The organism is Streptomyces sp. NBC_01716 (assembly GCF_036248275.1).
Taxonomy (GTDB): Bacteria; Actinomycetota; Actinomycetes; order Streptomycetales; family Streptomycetaceae; genus Streptomyces.
In genome coordinates this window covers 2,664,269-2,683,458 of sequence record NZ_CP109181.1, presented here as the reverse complement: position 1 = coordinate 2,683,458, position 19,190 = coordinate 2,664,269, and the positions used below count along the sequence as shown (strand labels likewise).

Annotated in this window: 18 protein-coding genes; 13 read left to right on the top strand and 5 right to left on the bottom strand. The window is 69.3% G+C overall.

The features are described 5' to 3' along the window. Window positions 1–140 precede the first annotated feature (140 nt). The 9 genes from atpB (at window position 141) to OIE74_RS11390 (ending at window position 7,929) form a co-directional block, all read left to right on the top strand. A complete protein-coding gene (atpB, locus tag OIE74_RS11430; protein WP_329381534.1) occupies window positions 141–962 on the top strand; it encodes a F0F1 ATP synthase subunit A in 822 nt (273 codons plus the stop codon). A 72-nt stretch (window positions 963–1,034) separates the two neighbouring features. Then, window positions 1,035–1,265 (top strand): ATP synthase F0 subunit C, encoded by a 231-nt coding sequence (gene atpE, locus OIE74_RS11425; RefSeq protein ID WP_242571200.1) that lies wholly within the window; start codon window positions 1,035–1,037, stop codon window positions 1,263–1,265. Between the two features lie 42 nt (window positions 1,266–1,307). Then, window positions 1,308–1,865 carry a F0F1 ATP synthase subunit B gene (locus OIE74_RS11420; protein ID WP_329381527.1) on the top strand — a complete coding sequence of 186 codons (558 nt, stop codon included), beginning with the start codon at window positions 1,308–1,310 and terminating at the stop codon, window positions 1,863–1,865. Next, window positions 1,862–2,683 carry a F0F1 ATP synthase subunit delta gene (locus tag OIE74_RS11415; RefSeq protein WP_329381525.1) on the top strand — a complete coding sequence of 274 codons (822 nt, stop codon included), beginning with the start codon at window positions 1,862–1,864 and terminating at the stop codon, window positions 2,681–2,683. The genes OIE74_RS11420 and OIE74_RS11415 overlap by 4 nt, the downstream gene beginning before the upstream one ends. Window positions 2,684–2,839: 156 nt before the next feature. Continuing rightward, entirely contained in the window at window positions 2,840–4,438 is a 1,599-nt protein-coding gene (atpA, locus tag OIE74_RS11410; RefSeq protein WP_329381523.1) for a F0F1 ATP synthase subunit alpha, read from the top strand. Window positions 4,439–4,458: 20 nt separating this feature from the next. Further along, window positions 4,459–5,394, top strand: a complete 936-nt coding sequence (locus tag OIE74_RS11405) for a F0F1 ATP synthase subunit gamma (protein WP_329381522.1) — start codon at window positions 4,459–4,461, stop codon at window positions 5,392–5,394. Beyond that, a complete protein-coding gene (gene atpD, locus OIE74_RS11400; protein WP_329381519.1) occupies window positions 5,394–6,848 on the top strand; it encodes a F0F1 ATP synthase subunit beta in 1,455 nt (484 codons plus the stop codon). Before OIE74_RS11405 ends, atpD begins: the two co-directional genes overlap by 1 nt. 126 nt (window positions 6,849–6,974) lie before the next feature. Continuing rightward, window positions 6,975–7,349, top strand: a complete 375-nt coding sequence (locus OIE74_RS11395; protein ID WP_329381517.1) for a F0F1 ATP synthase subunit epsilon — start codon at window positions 6,975–6,977, stop codon at window positions 7,347–7,349. Window positions 7,350–7,482: 133 nt separating this feature from the next. Next, complete coding sequence (locus OIE74_RS11390) at window positions 7,483–7,929, top strand: DUF2550 domain-containing protein (RefSeq protein WP_329381516.1); 447 nt, start codon at window positions 7,483–7,485, stop codon at window positions 7,927–7,929. Between the two features lie 87 nt (window positions 7,930–8,016). Here OIE74_RS11390 and OIE74_RS11385 read toward each other — a convergent pair whose 3' ends face one another. From OIE74_RS11385 to OIE74_RS11375, 3 genes are all read right to left on the bottom strand, one after another. Continuing rightward, window positions 8,017–9,879 (bottom strand): glycosyl hydrolase family 18 protein, encoded by a 1,863-nt coding sequence (locus OIE74_RS11385; protein WP_443076085.1) that lies wholly within the window; start codon window positions 9,877–9,879, stop codon window positions 8,017–8,019. A 191-nt stretch (window positions 9,880–10,070) separates the two neighbouring features. Next, the gene (locus tag OIE74_RS11380) at window positions 10,071–10,721 is read right to left on the bottom strand and encodes a response regulator transcription factor (RefSeq protein ID WP_329381514.1); all 651 of its coding nucleotides are present in this window, start codon (window positions 10,719–10,721) and stop codon (window positions 10,071–10,073) included. Then, window positions 10,718–11,917 (bottom strand): sensor histidine kinase, encoded by a 1,200-nt coding sequence (locus tag OIE74_RS11375; protein ID WP_329381512.1) that lies wholly within the window; start codon window positions 11,915–11,917, stop codon window positions 10,718–10,720. The genes OIE74_RS11380 and OIE74_RS11375 overlap by 4 nt, the downstream gene beginning before the upstream one ends. A 162-nt stretch (window positions 11,918–12,079) precedes the next feature. Between OIE74_RS11375 and OIE74_RS11370 the strand changes: the two genes are divergently transcribed. Further along, window positions 12,080–12,658, top strand: a complete 579-nt coding sequence (locus OIE74_RS11370) for a hypothetical protein (protein WP_329381510.1) — start codon at window positions 12,080–12,082, stop codon at window positions 12,656–12,658. A 3-nt stretch (window positions 12,659–12,661) separates the two neighbouring features. Here OIE74_RS11370 and OIE74_RS11365 read toward each other — a convergent pair whose 3' ends face one another. Then, on the bottom strand, window positions 12,662–13,234 hold the full coding sequence (locus tag OIE74_RS11365; protein WP_329381508.1) for a cob(I)yrinic acid a,c-diamide adenosyltransferase: 573 nt from the start codon (window positions 13,232–13,234) through the stop codon (window positions 12,662–12,664). Between the two features lie 288 nt (window positions 13,235–13,522). On the opposite strand from OIE74_RS11365, the gene OIE74_RS11360 reads away from it, so the two are divergent. From OIE74_RS11360 to OIE74_RS11350, 3 genes are all read left to right on the top strand, one after another. Continuing rightward, complete coding sequence (locus OIE74_RS11360; RefSeq protein ID WP_329381506.1) at window positions 13,523–14,371, top strand: 3-hydroxyacyl-CoA dehydrogenase family protein; 849 nt, start codon at window positions 13,523–13,525, stop codon at window positions 14,369–14,371. A gap of 181 nt (window positions 14,372–14,552) precedes the next feature. After that, window positions 14,553–14,876 (top strand): STAS domain-containing protein, encoded by a 324-nt coding sequence (locus OIE74_RS11355; protein ID WP_189105430.1) that lies wholly within the window; start codon window positions 14,553–14,555, stop codon window positions 14,874–14,876. Between the two features lie 229 nt (window positions 14,877–15,105). After that, window positions 15,106–17,628, top strand: coding sequence for an ATP-binding protein (locus tag OIE74_RS11350; protein WP_329381502.1), 2,523 nt, complete (start codon window positions 15,106–15,108; stop codon window positions 17,626–17,628). Between the two features lie 108 nt (window positions 17,629–17,736). Here the strand turns inward: OIE74_RS11350 and OIE74_RS11345 are convergent, their stop codons facing one another. Next, window positions 17,737–19,164 carry a purine-cytosine permease family protein gene (locus OIE74_RS11345; RefSeq protein WP_329381499.1) on the bottom strand — a complete coding sequence of 476 codons (1,428 nt, stop codon included), beginning with the start codon at window positions 19,162–19,164 and terminating at the stop codon, window positions 17,737–17,739. Window positions 19,165–19,190: the final 26 nt, after the last annotated feature.

Here is a 19,190-nt window from a genome sequence, read left to right as displayed (position 1 = left end):
TGCTCTTACGACGCGAGGCTCGGAGCAGCCCGGTCGCCGTTCCCACATCCGAAACACCAGTCCAGTGCCGAACCGCGGCTTCCCGCCGCGCCGACACAACGAGGTTGCCGTACCTATGCGCCATGTTGAAGGAGCCCGCGGTGAGTGCTGACCCGACGCAGGTGCTCGCCTTCGAGACCGACTGCCACATCTTCGAGGGCTGTGGCTTCCCGGCCCCCGGCCTGCATTCGTTCCTGTTCAAGCCGCTGTTCGGCGACGGGGACAGCAACTTGTACTTCAACAAGACGATGCTGCTGGCGCTTCTCGGCTCGATCATCATCGTCGCCTTCTTCTGGGCGGCTTTCCGTAACCCGAAGGTTGTCCCGGGCAAGCTCCAGCTGGTCGCCGAGGCGGGCTACGACTTCATCCGGCGCGGAATCGTCTACGAGACGATGGGCAAGCGGGAGGGCGAGAAGTACGTCCCCCTCGTCGTCTCGATCTTCTTCTTCGTCTGGATGATGAACCTCTGGTCGATCATTCCGGTCGCCCAGTTCCCCGTCACGTCGATCATCGCCTACCCGATCGTCCTCGCACTCATCGTCTATGTGCTCTGGGTCTCGCTGACCTTCAAACGGCACGGCTTCGTGGGCGCGTTCAAGAACTTCACCGGCTACGACAAGTCGCTCGGCCCGGTGCTTCCGCTGGCCATGACGATCGAGTTCTTCTCGAACCTGCTGGTCCGCCCGTTCACGCACGCGGTGCGACTCTTCGCGAACATGTTCGCGGGCCACACCCTGCTGCTGCTCTTCACCATCGCGAGCTGGTATCTGCTCAACGGGATCGGGATCGCCTACGCCGGTGTCTCGTTCGTGATGGTGCTCGTGATGACGGCCTTCGAGCTGTTCATCCAGGCCCTTCAGGCGTACGTCTTCGTGCTGCTCACCTGCACCTACATCCAGGGCGCGCTCGCCGAGCACCACTGAGTCCCCGCCCCCAGCCCTCAGTCGTCCGGTGGCCAACCCCCATCGGTCCGTGAAAGAGAAGGAAGAACTGGCATGTCCCAGAACCTTGCCGCCGTCTCCGGTTCGCTCGGCTCCATCGGCTACGGTCTTGCCGCCATCGGTCCCGGCGTCGGCGTCGGCATCATCTTCGGTAACGGCACCCAGGCCCTCGCCCGTCAGCCCGAGGCCGCCGGCCTGATCCGCGCCAACCAGATCCTCGGTTTCGCCTTCTGTGAGGCGCTCGCCCTTATCGGTCTGGTCATGCCGTTCGTCTATGGCGTGTGATCTTCTCGATCCGATCAGCACCACTAGACGAAAGGCACTGATGTGAACCCTCTGTTGGTTCAGCTCGCGGCCGAGGAGGAGCAGAACCCTCTCATTCCGCCGATTCCCGAGCTCGTCATCGGCCTGCTCGCTTTTGTCATCGTCTTCGGCTTCCTGGCCAAGAAGCTCCTCCCGAGCATCAACAAGGTTCTGGACGAGCGCCGTGAGGCCATCGAAGGCGGCATGGAGAAGGCGGAAGCCGCCAAGACCGAGGCGCAGAGCGTCCTGGAGCAGTACAAGGCCCAGCTCGCCGAGGCGCGTCACGAGGCGGCCCGGCTCCGTCAGGAGGCCACCGAGCAGGGTGCCGCCATCATCCAGGAGATGAAGGCGGAGGGGCAGCGGCAGCGCGAGGAGATCGTCGCCGCGGGCCACACCCAGATCGAGGCCGACCGCAAGGCCGCCGCCTCGGCGCTGCGCCGTGACGTCGGCAAGCTCGCCACGGACCTCGCCGGCAAGCTCGTGGGTGAGTCCCTTGAGGACAGTGCCCGGCAGAGCCGCACCATCGACCGCTTCCTCGACGAACTCGAGGACGGCGCGTCGACGGCGGAGGCGGCCCGATGACTGCGCACGGGGCGAGCCGCGCGGCGCTGGCCGCCGCACGCGAGCGTCTCGACGCGCTGACCGACAGCACGTCGGTCGACGCGTCGAAGCTCGCCGATGAGCTCACCGCCGTCACCGCGCTGCTCCACCGCGAGGTGTCGCTGCGCCGGGTCCTGACCGACCCCGCGCGGTCCGGCGACTCCAAGGCGGACCTGGTCGGCGGACTGCTCCGCGGACAGGTCGGCGGCGAGAGCGCCGACCTGGTCGCCGGCATGGTCCGGGCCCGCTGGTCGCAGCCGCGTGACCTGGTCGACTCGGTGGAGGAGCTGGCGGCCGTCGCCGAGCTCACCGCCGCGCAGCGGGCCGGCGGGCTCGACGAGGTGGAGGACGAGCTGTTCCGGTTCGGCCGGATCATCGAGTCCAGCACCGCGCTGCGGGCCGCGCTGACCGACCAGGCGGCGACGGTACCCGCGAAGACGGGGCTGCTGACCACGCTGCTCGGCGGCCGGGCCAACCCGAGCACCGAGCGCTTGGTCACGCGCCTCGTCACCCAGCCCCGTGGACGTAGCCTGGAAGCGGGTCTTCAGACACTGTCCCGGCTCGCCGCGGCGCGCCGGGACCGGTTGGTGGCGGTCGTCACGACGGCGGTGCCCCTCACCGACGGCCAGAAGCAGCGCCTCGGCGCGGCCCTGGCCAGGCTGTACGGTCACCCGATGCATCTGAACCTCGACGTGGACCCCGAGGTCCTCGGCGGAGTCTCGGTCCGCGTCGGCGAAGAGGTCGTCAACGGCACGGTCGCCGAGCGTCTCGAAGAGGCGGAACGGCGGCTCGCCGGCTGAGGGCCGACGGCCGGTACCCGATACCCGATTACAGATACATACCGAGACCAAGAACTGCGGCCCGGTTGGGCCGTGCAGAAATTGCAGAAGATTTCTGGGGGTCGCCCCCAGACCCCCATAGAACTTCGGGCCCAACAAGGAGAGCAGGGAATCCAGATGGCGGAGCTCACGATCCGGCCGGAGGAGATCCGGGATGCGCTGGAGAACTTTGTCCAGTCGTACAAGCCGGACGCGGCCTCGCGCGAGGAGGTCGGGACGGTCAGCGTTGCCGGTGACGGCATCGCGAAGGTCGAGGGTCTGCCCTCGGCCATGGCGAACGAACTGCTGAAGTTCGAGGACGGGACCCTCGGTCTCGCCCTGAACCTGGAGGAGCGCGAGATCGGCGCGGTCATCCTCGGTGAGTTCAGCGGTATCGAGGAGGGGCAGCCGGTCACCCGTACCGGCGAGGTGCTCTCCGTCGGCGTCGGCGAGGGCTACCTCGGCCGTGTCGTCGACCCGCTCGGTGCCCCGATCGACGGCCTCGGCGAGATCGCGACCGACGGCCGCCGCGCCCTGGAGCTCCAGGCTCCGGGCGTCATGGTCCGTAAGTCGGTGCACGAGCCGATGCAGACCGGCTACAAGGCCGTCGACTCGATGGTGCCGATCGGCCGTGGCCAGCGTCAGCTGATCATCGGCGACCGCCAGACCGGCAAGACCGCCCTGGCCGTCGACACCATCATCAACCAGCGCGACAACTGGCGCTCGGGCGACGTGAACAAGCAGGTTCGCTGCATCTACGTCGCCATCGGCCAGAAGGGCTCCACCATCGCGTCCGTACGCGGTGCCCTGGAGGAGGCCGGCGCCCTGGAGTACACGACGATCGTCGCCGCCCCGGCGTCCGACCCGGCGGGCTTCAAGTACCTTGCCCCGTACACCGGTTCGGCCATCGGCCAGCACTGGATGTACCAGGGCAAGCACGTCCTGATCATCTTCGACGACCTGTCGAAGCAGGCCGACGCCTACCGCGCCGTCTCGCTGCTGCTGCGCCGTCCGCCGGGCCGCGAGGCCTACCCGGGCGACGTCTTCTACCTGCACTCGCGTCTGCTGGAGCGCTGCGCCAAGCTCTCCGACGACATGGGCGCCGGTTCGATGACGGGTCTGCCCATCGTCGAGACCAAGGCGAACGACGTGTCGGCGTTCATCCCGACCAACGTCATCTCCATCACCGACGGCCAGTGCTTCCTGGAGTCCGACCTGTTCAACGCCGGCCAGCGGCCCGCGCTGAACGTCGGTATCTCGGTCTCCCGAGTAGGCGGTTCCGCCCAGCACCGGGCCATGCGCCAGGTGTCGGGACGACTGCGCGTGGACCTCGCCCAGTACCGCGAGCTGGAGGCGTTCGCCGCCTTCGGTTCCGACCTGGACGCCGCGTCGAAGGCGTCGCTCCAGCGTGGTCAGCGCATGGTCGAGCTGCTGAAGCAGCCGCAGTACGCGCCGTACCCCGTCGAGGAGCAGGTCGTCTCCATCTTCGCCGGCACCACCGGAAGGATGGACGACGTCCCGGTCGAGGACATCAGCCGCTTCGAGAGCGAGCTGCTGGAGCACCTGCGCCGCGAGCGCAAGGAGCTGCTGACCAGCATCGCCGAGGGCGGCAAGATGTCGGACGACACGGTCGAGTCCATCGGTGACGCCATCGCCGCCTTCAAGAAGCAGTTCGAGACCTCGGACGGCAAGCTTCTGGGCGACGACGCCCCGGCCGGCGTCAGCGTCTCCAAGTGACGACGGAAGGGACCTGACTCATGGGAGCCCAGCTCCGGGTCTACAAGCGTCGCATCAAATCCGTCACCGCGACCAAGAAGATCACCAAGGCGATGGAGATGATCGCCGCCTCGCGGATCGTCAAGGCGCAGCGCCGGGTGACGGCCTCGACACCGTACGCGACCGAGCTCACCCGCGCGGTCACGGCGGTGGCGACCGGATCCAACACCAAGCACCCTCTGACCACGGAGGTCGAGGCGCCGGTACGGGCCGCGGTCCTGCTCATCACGAGTGACCGCGGACTGGCGGGCGGCTACTCCTCCAACGCCATCAAGGCGGCGGAGCGGCTCACCGAGCGGCTCAGGAGTGAGGGCAAGGAGGTCGACACGTACATCGTCGGCCGCAAGGGTGTCGCCTACTACGGCTTCCGTGAGCGCACGATCACGGACTCGTGGACCGGCTTCACCGACAGTCCGACCTACGCGGACGCGAAGGACGTCGCCGGACCGCTGATCGAGGCGGTCCAGCGGGACACGGCGGACGGCGGCGTGGACGAACTCCACATCGTCTTCACCGAGTTCATCTCGATGCTGACGCAGACGCCGGTGGAGAGCCGGCTGCTGCCCCTCTCCCTCGACGACACGGCGGAAGACGTGGACGGTGAGGCGGGGGCGGCGAAGAAGGACGAGATCCTTCCGCTGTTCGACTTCGAGCCGTCGGCGGAGGACGTCCTCGACGCCCTGCTGCCGCGCTACGTCGAGAGCCGTATCTACAACGCGCTGCTCCAGGCCGCCGCCTCCAAGCACGCGGCCACCCGCCGCGCGATGAAGTCGGCGACCGACAACGCCGGGGATCTCATCAAGAGCCTCTCCCGGCTTGCCAACGCGGCCCGCCAGGCCGAAATCACCCAGGAAATCAGCGAGATCGTCGGTGGCTCCAGCGCCCTGGCCGACGCGACCGCGGGGAGTGAAAAGTAATGACGACCACAGTTGAGGCGGCCACCCCGGGAAGCACGGCCACGGGCCGCGTCGCCCGGGTCATCGGCCCGGTCGTCGACGTGGAGTTCCCCGTCGACGCGATGCCGGAGATCTACAACGCACTGCACGTCGAGGTGGCCGACCCGGCCGAGGACGGCAAGCAGAAGACGCTGACGCTCGAAGTCGCCCAGCACCTGGGTGACGGAGTCGTACGCGCCATCTCGATGCAGCCGACCGACGGTCTGATCCGCCAGGCCGTGGTGACGGACACCGGCTCCGGCATCACGGTGCCCGTCGGTGACGTGACCAAGGGCAAGGTGTTCAACACCCTCGGCCAGATCCTGAACGACCCGGACGGCGAGGCTCAGATCACCGAGCGCTGGCCGATCCACCGCAAGGCCCCGGCCTTCGACCAGCTTGAGTCGAAGACCGAGATGTTCGAGACCGGCCTGAAGGTCGTCGACCTGCTGACCCCGTACGTCAAGGGCGGCAAGATCGGTCTCTTCGGTGGAGCGGGCGTCGGCAAGACGGTCCTCATCCAGGAAATGATCATGCGTGTGGCGAAGCTGCACGAAGGTGTTTCGGTGTTCGCCGGTGTCGGTGAGCGCACCCGTGAGGGCAACGACCTCATCGACGAGATGACCGAGTCGGGCGTCCTGGACAAGACCGCCCTGGTCTTCGGCCAGATGGACGAGCCGCCGGGCACCCGTCTGCGGGTCGCCCTGTCCGCCCTGACCATGGCGGAGTACTTCCGCGATGTGCAGAAGCAGGACGTGCTGCTCTTCATCGACAACATCTTCCGCTTCACCCAGGCCGGTTCCGAGGTCTCCACGCTGCTCGGCCGTATGCCGTCAGCGGTGGGTTACCAGCCGACCCTGGCGGACGAGATGGGTGTGCTCCAGGAGCGCATCACCTCGACCCGTGGTCACTCGATCACCTCGATGCAGGCGATCTACGTGCCGGCGGACGACCTGACCGACCCGGCCCCGGCCACGACCTTCGCGCACCTCGACGCGACGACCGTGCTGTCGCGTCCGATCTCGGAGAAGGGCATCTACCCGGCGGTCGACCCGCTGGACTCGACGTCCCGCATCCTGGACCCGCGTTACATCTCGCAGGCGCACTACGACGCGGCCAGCCGCGTCAAGGGAATCCTGCAGAAGAACAAGGACCTCCAGGACATCATCGCGATCCTCGGTATCGACGAGCTGGGCGAGGAGGACAAGCTCGTCGTCCACCGCGCCCGTCGTGTCGAGCGCTTCCTGTCGCAGAACACCCACGCCGCCAAGCAGTTCACCGGCCTGGACGGCTCCGACGTACCGCTCGACGAGTCGATCTCCGCGTTCAACGCGATCTGCGACGGGGACTACGACCACTTCCCCGAGCAGGCGTTCTTCATGTGCGGTGGTATCGACGACCTGAAGGCGAAGGCCAAGGAGCTCGGCATCTCCTGAGTCCCCCGGGACTCGACGGTGGGGGGCGGCCTCGTACCGCCCCCCGCCGAACCGCCGATCGTGAACCCCATAGAATCTAGACCGACACCCGGCTACCAAGCCGGGTGGTGACCCGAGGAGCCACCCTTGGCTGCTGAGCTGCACGTCGAGCTGGTCGCCGCGGACCGCAGTGTCTGGTCCGGCGAGGCCACCCTGGTCGTCGCGCGCACCACCTCCGGCGACATCGGCGTCATGCCCGGTCACCAGCCGCTGCTCGGTGTGCTGGAGTCGGGCCCCGTGACCATCCGTACGACCGACGGCGGAACGGTCGTCGCCGCTGTGCACGGCGGTTTCCTGTCGTTCGCCGACAACAAGCTCTCGCTGCTCGCGGAGATCGCCGAGCTGGCGGACGAGATCGACGCCCAGCGTGCCGAGCGCGCGCTGGAGCGTGCGAAGTCCGACGACGACGATGCCGCCGGGCGGCGTGCGGATGTCAGGCTTCGCGCTGTGGCGGTGCGTTGACGCACCGCTTCTGGAATTACCCTCAGCCGCGGCCCGTTCTGGAGTCATCCAGACCGTGTCGCGGCTGAGGCGATGCGGAAGCTGTTTCTGTTCGTTCGTGCGGGTTACTCGATAGGCGAGGAGGTCGGTACAGATGGTCCTCGCGCTGCTTGTCTGCGGACTGGTCGTCGTGCTGGTTGCGGTGGGGCTCTTCGTCTTCGGGCTGCGCCGGCGGCTGATCCAGCGGTCCGGCGGCACCTTCGACTGTTCGCTGCGCTGGAACGTGGCGGAGGAGCCCGACACGACCGGCAAGGGCTGGGTGTACGGCGTGGCCCGCTACAGCGGCGACCGGATCAACTGGTTCCGGGTCTTCTCGTACGCGCCCAGGCCCCGCCGGAGCCTTGAGCGCTCGGCCATCGAGGTGCGCGCCAGGCGCGCCCCCGAGGGCGAGGAGGAGCTGGCGCTGCTCTCCGACTCCGTCGTGCTCGGCTGTGTCCACAAAGGGACGCGCCTGGAGCTGGCGATGAGTGAGGACGCGCTGACCGGCTTCCTCGCCTGGCTGGAGGCGGCACCGCCCGGCCAGCGGGTGAACGTGGCCTGAGCGGGCCGGGCCGGACCGGGCCTGAGCCGAACGCATGACGAGGGGGACGGTGCACGGGCACCGTCCCCCTCGCGTATGAGTGTCGTGCTACTTCAGACCGTTGCTGATCGCGGTGACCAGTTCGCCGTTCGCGGTGTCACCGGTGAAGTCCCAGAAGAACGCGCCGCCGAGGCCCTGGCCCTTCGCCCAGGTCATCTTGGACGCGATCGTCGCCGGGGTGTCGTAGCTCCACCAGTTGCTGCCGCACTTGGCGTACGAGGTGCCGCCGACGGTGCCGGTGGGCGGGCAGGTGTTCTTGAGGACCTTGTAGTCCTCGATGCCCGCCTCGTACGTGCCGGGCGCGGCGCCCGTCGCCGTACCGCCAGGAGCGGCCTGGGTGACGCCGGTCCAGCCGCGTCCGTAGAAGCCGATGCCGAGGAGCAGCTTCTTGGCCGGGACGCCCTGCGCCTTGTACTTGGCGATCGCGTCGGCGGAGTTGAAGCCGGCCTGCGGGATGCCCGGGTACGAGGTGAGCGGGGAGTGCGGGGCCGTGGGGCCCTGCGCGGCGAAGGCGCCGAAGAAGTCGTACGTCATGACGTTGAGCCAGTTCATGTACTGCGAGGCGCCCGCGTAGTCGGTGGCGTCGATCTTGCCGCCGCTGGAGGCGTCGGCGGTGACGGCCGCGGTGACCAGGTAGTTGGCACCGAACTTGGCGCGCATGGCCTGCACCATGTTCTTCATCGCCGCGGGGCCGCTGGTGTCACAGCTCAGACCACAGGCGTTCGGGTACTCCCAGTCCAGGTCGATGCCGTCGAAGACATCGGCCCAGCGCGGGTCCTCGACCAGGTCGTAGCAGGACTGCGCGAAGGCGGCCGGGTTCTTCACCGCGTCACCGAAGCCGCCGGACCAGGTCCAGCCGCCGAAGGACCAGAGGACCTTGATGTTCGGGTTGGCGGCCTTGAGCTTGCGCAGCTGGTTGAAGTTGCCGCGCAGCGGCTGGTCCCAGGTGTCGGCGACGCCGTCCACGGACTGGTCGGCGGTGTACGCCTTGTCGTACGCGGCGTAGCTGTCACCGATGGTGCACTTGCCGCCCTGGACGTTGCCGAACGAGTAGTTGATGTGCGTGATCTTCGACGCGCTGCCGGACGTCACGATGTTCTTGACGTGGTAGTTGCGGTCGTAGACGCCCCACTCGGTGAAGTAGCCGAGCTTGACCTGGTCGCCGGGCGGGGTGCCCGGGTCCGTGCCGCCGCCGGTGGTCTTCACGGCGACCGAGCCGCTGACCGGTCCGGTCTGGTCGGCCGTGTCACGGGCCTGGACGCTGTAGGAGTAGCTGGTGCCCGCGGTCAGGCCGGTGTTCGTGTACGTCGTACCGGTGACCGTGGCGATCTTCGAACCGTCGCGCAGGACGTCGTAGTTCTTGATGCCCTTGTCGTCGGTGGCGGCGCTCCAGCTGAGCTTGGCCGACGTGTTGGTGACCTCGCTCGCGGTGGGCGTGCCCGGGGCGGTGGGTGCCGAGTCGCCGGGGACACTGCCGCCGTCGCAGGAGGCGCCGTTGAGCTTGCAGTTGGTGGGGGAACCGGCGCCGGAGCCGGTGCCGTTGAAGCCGAAGGTGACGGAGGCGCCCGGGTTGAGGGTGCCGTTCCAGCCGACGTTCTTGGCGGTCCAGTGGTTGGTGCCGCTCTTGGTGACCGTGGCGTCCCAGGCGGAGCCCACGCCGGTGCCGGCGGGGAAGTCCCACTCGACGGTCCAGGAGCTGAGGGTCGTGGTGCCGGTGTTCTTCACCGTCCACGAGCCTTCGAAGCCGGTGCCCCAGTCGGACTTCTTGGTGTACGTGGCGGTCGCCGACGTCGCGGCCTCGGCGGGGGAGGCCAGACCGACCATGGCGGCGAGGGGGAGGAGCAGTGCGGTCAGCGCCGCGACGGATCTGGATCTGAGTCTGGTTCTTCGGGCGGGTGTGCTGGTGCTCAAGGGGTACTCCTCTGGTGAGTGCAGAGCAGTTCGGGGATGGTCCGGATGGTCCGTTTGACCCGACTCTTGCGACAGCTCGCGCACTAGTCAGTGGCGTGAGAGTAAGGAGGTCTGGACCAATCGTCAATAGGTCCAGACCAAAGGTGACAGGTCGGGTACGTCACCAGGTACGTCCCCGGCCCGGTGTCCGTTCAGATCCCCAACTCTTGTGCCAGCACCGCCGCTTGCACCCGGCTGCGCAGCTCCAGCTTGCCCAGCAGCCTGCTCACATGCGTCTTGACCGTCGCCTCGGCCATGTCGAGCCGTACCGCGATCTCCGCGTTCGACAGCCCGTCGCCCAGACTCGACAGCACCTCGCGCTCGCGCCGGGTGAGCGCGTCCAGCACCGAGAGATCCGGTGCGTCCGGCGACCGTACGGCCTTCGGGGCGGCGAACTCCGCGATCAGCCGCCGCGTCACGGCCGGTGCGATCAGCCCCTCGCCGCGCGCCACCGTCCGCACCGCCTCGATCAGGGCCTTCGCCTCGGTGTTCTTCAGCAGGAACCCGGAGGCCCCGGCGCGCAGCGCGCCGAAGACGTACTCGTCGAGGTCGAACGTCGTCAGTACGAGGACGTCGGCCAGCTTCTCGCCGACCACCTGCCGGGTCGCCGACACCCCGTCGAGCCGGGGCATCTGCACATCCATCAGCACCAGGTCCGGGCGGAGTTCACGGGCCAGCCGGACGGCCTCCTCGCCGTCCCCCGCCTCGCCGACGACCTCGATCTCCGGCGAGCTGCGCAGGATCAGCACGAGCCCCGCGCGCACCGCCGACTGGTCCTCGGCCACCAGAACCCGGATCGTCATGAAGTGCCGCCCCTCTCCTGGACGGGCAGTTCCGCCCGTACCCGCCATGTCTTCGGCCCGGCCCCGTCGTCCGCCGTGACCGGTCCGGCCCCGAACTCGCCGTCCAGCAGCGCGACTCGCTCCCGCATCCCGACCAGCCCCGCGCCGGAGCCCGGTGCGCGGGGGCCCGGCCGGTCGCCGTACGGGCTGACGACCTCGACGCGCAGAGCGCGCCGCGAGCGTTCCAGACAGACCGTCACCAGGCCGCGCGGCGCGTGCTTGAGCGCGTTGGTCAGCGACTCCTGGACGATGCGGTACGCGGCCATCTCCACCGGCGCCGGCAGCGGCGCATCCTCGCCCCGACGGTCCTCCAGCACGAACGTGAGCCCGCTGGACGCGCCGGTCGTACGCGCCTGCTCCACGAGCGAGTCGAGCGCCCCCAGCGTCGGCGCCGGGGCCGGCTTCCGGTCGTCGCCGCTGTCCCGCAACAGCCCGATCAGCCGCCGCATCTCCGCCAGTCCGGCGACGCTGTTCTCCCGGATCACCGCCAGCGCGTCCTCGGTGGTGCGCGCGTCGTGGAGGGAGAGCGCGGCGGTGGAGTGGATCGCGATGGCCGACAGATGGTTGGCGACCATGTCGTGCAGCTCACGGGCCATCCGCGCGCGCTCGGCCGTCACGGCCTGGGTGCGGTCGATCTCCGCGAGCAGCGCGGTCTGCTGGGCCCGCAACCTGGCCGCCTCGGCGGCGTCGCGGTGGTTGCGCACCAGCACCCCGGTGGTGGCGGGGGCGAAGGCGACGATGGCCACGACCGCGCCGAGGAGAAGACCCTCCGCCGAGCGCAGCCACGCGACGGAGCCGATGCTCACGAGGACGGTGATCAGCGCCGTACTCCACGGGATACGGCGGGCCGCGGACGGGGACCCGTACAGGACCGCCGCGTACACGACGTCCGTGAAGAGCGCGACCGTCGCCAGGCTGCCCGAGGTGAACTGGTCGGCGACGACGGCGAGCGTGGCGATCGTCAGCGAGGTACGGGGCGCTGTCCGGCGCAGCAGCGTGGCGCCGGCCATCACGGCGAGCGGCACCAGTTCCCAGGAGTCTCCCAGAGGCCGGCCGGGCGACAGGCGCAGCCCGGCCGACCACAGCAGCAGGCCGCCGAGGAGGCCGGCCGCCGAGATGAGGACGTCGTCCCGGTGCGGGCGCGCGATTGCGGTCACTCCTCCATCAAACACGGCGCCGCGCGCGGGTACCTCCACGTACCGGGCGAGGCCGCGGTACATCGAAGGATGCAGTCATGGTTCGTCACTGCCGACGACGATCGGCGCCCGGACCGGCGGGAGGCTTGGAGTGAGCCTGAACCGGGCCGGAAGGGGGCTGACGTGATCGTCACGCTGATCATCATCTGTGAGGTCGGATTCTGGGTGCTGCTGGGCCTCGGACTGTCCTTGCGCTACTTCGCCAGGATGCCCCGCGCGTCGGTCGCGGTGCTGCTGTGCGAGCCGCTGCTGGAGGTCCTGCTGCTGGTCGTGACGGCGATCGACCTCAAGAACGGCGCGGAACCCGACTGGAAGCACGGGCTGGCCGCGGTGTACATCGGCTTCTCGGTGGCCCTCGGCCCGGAGCTGATCAAGTGGGCCGACGCGCGCTTCGCCCACCGCTTCGCGGGCGGTCCGCCGCCGGTGAGGCCGCCGAAGTACGGCAGGGCGCGCGCCGTCCACGAGTGGAGGACGGCGGCCCGCTGGGTGGCCGCCTCGGCCATCGCGATCGGTCTGCTCCAGTCCGCGATCTGGTACGTCGGCTCCGACGGGGACATCGGGTCGCTCCAGATGTGGCAGCAGAAGATGGTCTTCGTGATCGGGATCAACCTCGTGATCGCGATCGGCTACACGCTCTTCCCGAAGAAGGACCCGACAGGCCACGCGCCGGCGGAGCGGCCCAGCTCCTACAGCGACCGATAGGCGTCAGCGCTCGCCGCCCGGCACCCACAGCACGTCTCCGACCTCCTTGTTGGCCACCCTGGCCAGGATGAACAGGAGGTCGGAGAGCCGGTTGAGATACGTCGCCGTCAGCGGGTTCATGGTCTCCCCGTGCGTCTCGAACGCCCCCCACGTCGAGCGCTCCGCGCGCCGTACGACGGTGCACGCCTGGTGCAGCAGCGCCGCCCCCGCGGTACCGCCGGGCAGGATGAAGCTCCGCAGCTTCTCGACCTCCTCCAGGAAGCGGTCGCAGTCCGACTCCAGCTTGTCGATGTACGTCTGCTCGACCCGCAGCGGCGGGTACTCCGGTGCCTCGACGACCGGTGTGGAGAGGTCGGCGCCGACGTCGAAGAGGTCGTTCTGGACCCGGACGAGGACCTTCACGACGTCGTCCCTGAGCTGCCCCAGAGCGATCGCCGTACCGATGACGGCGTTGGCCTCGTTGGCGTCGGCGTAGGCGGCGATCCGCGGATCGGTCTTGGCGGTCCGGCTCATGTCGCCGAGCGCCGTGGTGCCCTTGTCGCCGGTGCGTGTGTAGATACGCGTCAGATTGACCATGCCATCACCCTAGGCCGTGCGCCGGCCCCCGGTGGGAGGCACGATGGGGCGCCGGCCACACGGAACGACATCGGGGAAGTGCCGGGCGAAAAGGTGCCCAAGTACGCGGTACGGCAAGGCTGATGGGCGCCCCGGCGCGCCCGCGGATGTGATGTCCGTCATGTGAGACGTGACGCGCATCTCTTCATCACCACAGGGCAGCTCACGACCGATAACCTCCGGGCAGGAACAATGTAAAGCGCGTGTTAAGCCGCGCGTGGGTCCGCAGCGGAAATCAAGGGGTACGTCGTGGCCAGGAAGCTCGCCGTCATCGGTGCCGGACTCATGGGGGCCGGAATCGCGCAGGTCTCGGCCCAGGCCGGCTGGGATGTCGTACTCCGGGATGTGACCGACGGGGCCCTGACCCGTGGCAGGGACGCGATCCGCGCCTCGTACGCCAAGTTCGTCACCAAGGGCAAGCTCGAAGAGGCGGACGCGGACGCCGCGCTCGCCCGGATCACCACGACCACCGACCTGGACGCCGCGGCCGACGCCGACATCGTCGTCGAGGCCGTCTTCGAGAAGCTCGACATCAAGCACGAGATCTTCCGGACGCTCGACAAGCTCGTACGTGACGACACCGTCCTCGCCTCCAACACCTCGGCCATCCCGATCACCAAGATCGCCGCGGCGACGACGCGCCCCGAACGGGTCGTGGGCGCGCACTTCTTCTCGCCCGTGCCGATGATGAACCTCTGCGAACTGGTACGCGGCTACAAGACCAGCGACGAAACCCTCGCCACCACACGGGAGTTCGCCGAATCGGTCGGCAAGACCTGCATCGTCGTCAACCGTGACGTCGCGGGCTTCGTCACCACCCGCCTGATCACCGCCCTGGTCGTCGAGGCCGCCAAGCTCCAGGAGTCGGGCGTCGCCACGGCCGAGGACATCGACATCGCGTGCAAGCTCGGCTTCGGCCACGCCATGGGGCCGCTCGCCACCGCCGACCTCACGGGCATCGACATCCTGCTGCACGCCGCCGACAACATCTATACGGAGTCGCAGGACGAGAAGTTCGCGGCGCCCGAGCTGATGCGCCGGATGGTGGACGCGGGTGACATCGGGCGCAAGAGCGGGCAGGGCTTCTACAAGCACTGACCGCGTCCGGTGGGCACTGGGCCACATCGACCGCCCGCCCTCACTCCACCGGGTGAATTCGGTATCAGTTCGCTCACGGACGGCAACTTCCTCGGCCGCAGGGCTGTCAGTTGTTGCACAAAGACATCGCACAAACACAGAGAAGACCGACGCGGAGCACATAAGCATTCGGGGAGCGCATATGTACATCAGGGGCGACCACGCCGAGCTGGTCGTCGAGGGCCGCCTCGACGTCCGCAGCGCGGCGGACGCCCGTACGGTCCTGCACACGGCTGTCGACGACGGAGCCGGCGACCTGGTGCTCGATCTGACCGGACTCGATTCCTGGGACGCCACGGGCCTCGGCGTCATCATGGGCGCGCACCGGCGGGCCGGCCGGTGCGGTCGCAGACTCGTCCTGCGCGGTGTGCCCGCCCAGATGCAGCGTCTGCTGGTGGCCACGCGGCTGCACCGCATCCTCGCCATCGAGGGCGGCATCGCAGCAGAATCGCTTCCGCGCGTCTGACCGTTCCGAGCTGTCCGGCCCTCCGGCACCGCCCGCCGGGCCACGCACAATCCTCACGAGACCGTGACGTCTCGGACGAGGTGGCACCCCGGCTGTTCCTGGATACTGTGCGGAGGTTTAGGGTTTCGGCCGTCGGCCGACCCACACGGCGGGCACCGGACCAGAAGTGACAGCGGGGCGTGCGAGGCCGGGAGAGCAACCGCACGCCACGATCTGGGGGGCTTTGACGATGAACCCGACCGACCCGACCCATCCGGCGGACCCAGGTCCCGAGGGTGCCGGTCCCACGGGCACAGGTCCCGCGGGCGCCGGGCGCGCCGATGACAGGGCCGCCGAAGCCGCGGACCGGCCGAACCCGTGGGGGACGCACCCGGCGCCCGCGCGCACCGTCGAGCTGATCTCGGGCGACTTCCTGATCACCGTCAACCCGGTCGACGGCAGCGAGATCGAGCCCTGCCCGCCGGGATCGCAACCGCCCACCCCCGCCAGGCTCGACGCCGACGAGCGCGCCGAGCAGCGCCGTGCCGGCCGTCCGCCGATACCGCCAGGCCCCGGCGCGCCTCCGCTCCCGCTGCTGGAGCGTCAGGAGGAGCGCGAGCGACTGGCCGAACTGCTGGGGCGCGGCCGCTCCGTACGGCTCACCGGCTCCGCCGGCTCCGGCCGTACCTCACTGATCGAGGCCGTCGCAGCCGAGTGCGAGGACCTCGCGCCGGACGGGGTCGTACGGCTCTCCGGCCACCACCGCACCGTCACCGAGCTGTTGTACGAGCTGTACGCGGCGGTCTACCGGTCCGCGCTCCACCGCCCCGACCGCGCGGGCCTGTTGGAACTGGTCCGCGGCATCGGCGCGATCGTCGTCGTGGACGACCTCGAATTCGGCGGCGAGCCGCTGGACGAACTCCTCGGCGCCGCACCGGAATGCGCCTTCCTTCTCGCCGTCACGCCGGACGTGGACGCCCCCATCTCGCGCTCGCCCCTCGAAGAGGTCCTGCTCGGCGGACTTGGCCGCGCAGCCTCGCTCGATCTGCTGGAGCGCGCCACCGGGCGGTCGTTGACCGACGAGGAGTCGAACTGGGCCGGTGACCTCTGGTTCGAGTCCGAGGGACTGCCGCAGCGCTTCGTCCAGGCCGCGGCGCTGCTGCGCGGACGCGACCGGCTGCGCGGCGACTCGGAGGCGTACGAGGCGGACGGGGTCTTCGTCCATGAGCCGGCCGGCTCTCCGCAGGGCCAAGGGCCGGGCCAGGACGGGCTGTTCGATGACGGCGGGCTCACCGCCGACGGGTACGACATCCCGCTGCCGACCCTCGGCGAGGGCGCCGCGCCCGCCGCACTGCTCGCCTCCCGGCTCTCCGAGGCCGCGCGTGAGACCTTGCGCTTCGCCGTCGCGCTCGGCGGCGAGGTCCCGCACCAGGCCCATCTGCCTGCCCTGGTGGGCGACACCCACGCCGACGCCGCCGTCGGCGAACTGATGGGCGCCGGCCTGCTCTCACCCGTCGGCCCGCGCTACCGGCTCGCCGCCGGAGCCCTCGCGCAACTGGAGGCGCAGGGGTACGGCGACGAGGCCACGTCCCGCGCGCACGTCGCCGTCCAGCACTTCACCTGGTGGGCCGGCCATCCGTCGGTCACCGCGCGCCGGGCCTCTGCCGAGGCCGACGCGCTGCTGGCCGCGATGACGCCACTGGTCTCCAGCGGCGAGGCGGGGCACGCGAGCTCCGCCGTCCTGCTGGCCAGGGGCGCGGCGCCCGCCTTCATGGCGGGACTGCACTGGGGCGCCTGGGAGCGCGCGCTGCGGATCGGCCAGGAGGCGGCGCGGATCGCCGGAGAGGTCGCCGAAGAGGCGTATTTCCACCACGAGTTGGGGATTCTCGCGCTCTGCGTCGGAAGCCTGGACCGGGCCCGCGCCGAACTGGAGACCTCCATCGGCATGCGCGGGGCGGTGGCGGACAAGCAGGGCACGGTGTCCGGCCGCAGGGCGCTGGCCCTGGTCAGCGACCGTGAGAACGGGAACACGGTGGTCGTCCCCCACCACCGGGCGGACGACGAACTGCCGGTGTCGCCGTCGCGCGGCGTCTCGATGATCGTGCCCGTGTCCCACCCGCGGTCGCCGGACGACCGGATGACGCTGGTGACCCGGCGCGACGACACCCCGCCGACGGGCGGCGCCGCGCCGCGCCGCCGCCGTCCGGTGCTGGGCGGCGCCCGCCGCAACCTGGTCGCCGCGGGCGCGGGCGCGGTGCTCGCCGCCGTACTGGGCACGGTCGTGACACTCGGGGCGTCGGGCAACGACACCTCGCCCACGGACCGGGTCCAGACGGACAACTCGACGGACGACGACGGCACCGCCGGATACGACGACTCGACGCCGACGGACGCGGACACGGAGAAGCCGGCCAAGCCGGCCGGGGTCCCGGCCAGGACGGACTCGGGCACCCCGACGCCCACCACGAGCGGTCCCGGCACCCCGGATCCGGACAACTCCCCGTCGGACGACCCCTCGTCCCCGGACGACGACCCGACCTCACCGGACCCGGACCCGTCCGACACCAGGCCCACCCCGACGAGGACGAGCCCGTCGCCGACCCCCACGAAGACCAGTCCGTCCCCGACGACCCCGACCACGCCCCCGCCGGCGACGACGACGGAACCGCCCCCTCCGCCTCCGGAGTCGGCCACGATCGGCCTCCCGGCGGACCCGGCGGACCCGGCGGGCCCGACGTCGACGGACCCCTCGGCCACGTCCGTACAGCGGTGATGTCTCCCACGCCCGCGGGGACTTGACCGAACCGCTCCTCGACCGCGTGAAACCGCCCCGGTCTCCATGGATCGATCCACGGAGGCCGGGGCGGTTCGACGGGTGGTGTCAGTCCTTCGAGACGGCGACCGCGGCCGCCGGTGCGGGCCGGTCGGGGTCCGGTGTGTAGTAACGGCCCCCGGTCGCCTTGGTGAGGGCGATGTGGACGAGCGGCCCGAGGAACATCGCGATGAACGACGCGTAGGCCACCGGGTAGATTTCCACGATGCCGAGGGCGCCGACGAAGACGGCGAGACCGAGGGAGACCAGACCGCACGGGTTCCACTCCCGTACCTCGGTGTCGCGGAACTCGATGTTCTCGGCCCGGCCGAGGCCCAGCCAGCGACGGCAGACGAAGTAGTCGGCGAGGATGATCAGCACCCAGGTGTTGGTGAGCACACCGGTGATGGCCAGGAATGTGCCGAGGTGGTTGATGACGTTCGTCGCGTAGAACACGACACCGAAGATCCAGACCGCGAACATCCACCAGGGGCGCCCCGGACGGAACTTGGCCACCGCGTCGAACCCGCTGGAGAGGGTGATGGAGCCACCGTAGAGATTCATCACGTTGATGCGGATCTGGGTGATGACGACGAAGACCACGCCCGCCAGGCCCATGAGGTGGACGAAGACGAACCCGGGGTCCTGTGCCTTCTCCTGGCCGAAGGAGTCGACCAGGGACGAGCCGAGCATGGCGCCGATGAGGATGATGACGAGCATGGGGACGAGTTCGAGAAGCATGATGGTCGCGGTGCCGCGGTAGCGGATACGGCGCTTGGCGAACCGCCCGTAGTCGGTGGCCATCAGCCCCTGGAAGATCATCTGTCCGTTGGCGAAGCTCATCGCGGTCCACAGCGCCGCCCCGCCGCCCGTGGCGGTGGACTGCCACTGACCGACGCCGGCCACGTCGTGGTCCGAGCCGAGGGCGACCAGCGCCCACACGAGGAGGCCGACGAAGATCGGGAAGCCCCAGGTCTGGAGTACCGACATGGCGTACATCCCGCGCCAGACGAAGGCGATCGTGACGAGGCCGATCAGGGCGAAGATCCCGATGCCGACGAAGGAGTCGATGGGGATGTCGAAGTAGTACGCGATCGCGTGCGAGACGATCGTCCCCTCGAAGAGGAAGTAGTAGACGAAGTTGACCGCGTAGATGAACGAGGTCAACGCCGCCCCGCGGCTGCCGAAGCCCAGCCCCCGGGAGATCAGGCTCTGCGAGAGGCCCTCACGGCTGGCCATGCGCATGGTCAGCGAGCCTATGAGGATCGCGCCTATGAAGAAGTAGCCGATCGGCAGCAGCATCAGCGGCCAGCCCACCAGGAAGGTCTGCTGAGCGCCGAAGCTGAAGAAGAACATCGCGGTGGCGTTCCCGAGCAGCACGAGGCTGATGGCGGGGATCGGCCAGCGCTTGCTGTCGGGGACGCGCTCGACGGCGAAGCTCTCGATCTGGTCGTCGAGTGACGCCTCCGGACCGCGGAAGGAGTCTCTGAGGGACATGAGGGTGGCTCTTTTCCAGGAGGGGA